The sequence below is a fragment of the Trebonia sp. genome (assembly GCF_049794275.1).
In the GTDB taxonomy this organism is placed as follows: domain Bacteria; phylum Actinomycetota; class Actinomycetes; order Streptosporangiales; family Streptosporangiaceae; genus Trebonia.
The window spans coordinates 1-1,620 of the sequence record NZ_JBARCR010000689.1; the positions used below are offsets into that span (position 1 = coordinate 1).

At 72.5% G+C, this 1,620-nt stretch carries 2 protein-coding genes; both read left to right on the top strand.

What is annotated here, in order from left to right:
- Positions 1-167: 167 nt before the first annotated feature.
- Positions 168-1,316, top strand: coding sequence for an ABC transporter ATP-binding protein (locus tag WA805_RS18420; protein ID WP_425242941.1), 1,149 nt, complete (start codon positions 168-170; stop codon positions 1,314-1,316).
- On the top strand, positions 1,313-1,620 hold a 308-nt coding region (locus tag WA805_RS18425), incomplete at its 3' end, for a gamma-butyrobetaine hydroxylase-like domain-containing protein (RefSeq protein WP_425242942.1). The genes WA805_RS18420 and WA805_RS18425, both read left to right, overlap by 4 nt.

A 1,620-nucleotide genomic window follows, 5' to 3' on the forward strand; every position in this document is an offset into this window, starting at 1 on the left:
GATCAGGAGAACGCGCAGATCTCGGTCGCCGCCTCGATCTTCGCGCTGTTCGTGACCTGGGTCTTCCTGATGCTGATCACGGTCATCGCCACCCGCCAGTCCCGCCGCACCGGCGGCGGCGAGGTGACGCTCTTCACCGTGGCTCCCCAACAGACGATAGGAAACTGATGACAGCCAAGGCCAACGAGACCGGTACCGCGGCCGGGGCCTACGCGCCGCCCGCCGCGGCCCGCGGTCCCCCTGAAGGCACGCCCGTGTCGCTGCGGAACCTGACCAGGGCGTTCGGCGCGACCAAGGCCCTCGATGGCATGTCGCTCGACATCGCCCCTGGCGAGCTCGTCGCCCTGCTCGGCCCGTCCGGGTGCGGCAAGACGACCGCGCTGCGGATCGTCGCCGGGTTCGAGTTCGCCGACTCCGGCGAGGTGCTGGTGAACGGCAAGGACGTGTCCGGGGTGCCTGCCGCGCGGCGGGACATGGGCATGGTGTTCCAGAGCTACAGCCTCTTCCCGAACATGAGCGCACTGGACAACGTCGGCTTCGGGCTGCGCATGCGGAAGGCCGCCGCCCCGCAGCGCCGCCGCAGGGCTGCCGAGCTGCTCGACATGGTCGGCCTGTCCGCGCAGGCGGGCCAGTATCCGCACCAGCTGTCCGGCGGCCAGCAGCAGCGTGTCGCGCTCGCGCGGGCGCTGGCGATCGAGCCGCACGTGCTGCTGCTCGACGAGCCGCTGTCCGCGCTCGACGCCAAGGTCCGGCTGCAGCTGCGGGAGCAGATCCGCACCCTGCAGCAGCGGCTCGGCACCACGACGATCTTCGTCACCCACGACCAGGAAGAGGCGCTGTCCATGGCCGACCGGGTCGGCGTCATGCGCGACGGCAGGCTGGAGCAGGTCGCGGACCCGTCCGAGCTGTACTCCCGGCCGGCCACCGCGTTCGTCGCCGAGTTCGTCGGCACCATGAACCGGCTGCCCGGCGAGCTGGCCGGCCCCGGCACGGTCACGGTCCTCGGCACCTCGTGCGCCGTGATCGGCAATGGGGGGGCGGGCAGCCCCGCCATTGAAGACAACCTCACGTCCGGCCGTGTCGACGTGCTGGTCCGCCCGGAGGGGCTGACCGTCGCGGCCGCCGAGGGCGGCAACGGCATCGTCAGCGGCCGCACCTTCCTCGGCGCGATCACCCGCGTCGCGGTCCTGCTGTCGGGGGACACGGAGGTCCGGGTCGACTTGGCGTCGGCCGCCGCCCTCGCGATCCCCCCGGGCACCTCGGTCCAGGTCGGATTGCCCCCCACCCCGGTGCTCGTCGCCCGCCGCCAGCAGTGACACCGGGTTTCCCGGCGGTCTGGCTGCGGCACAACTGCCCGTGCCCGGACTGCCGGGACCCGGTGACCGGTCAGCGGCTGCTGAAGATAACAGATATCCCGAACGGCCTCGTCGCGACTGTCACCGCGCAGCATGACACCGAGATCGTGGTGACGTTCGACCCGGACGGCCACCGCTCCGTCTTCCGCCGTGACTGGCTGGCTGCGCAGGCCCTGGCGGCGCAGGGCGGGGCCGACCCCGACCCCCGCACCGAGGACGGCAAGGTGCTGTGGCGGGCCGCGGACCTCGCGGCGCCGCCCACTGC

Excerpts from the sequence above, each read along its gene's own strand:
- WA805_RS18420 (WP_425242941.1), top strand. The coding sequence starts at position 168 with ATGACAGCCAAGGCCAACGAGACCGGTACCGCGGCCGGGGCCTACGCG.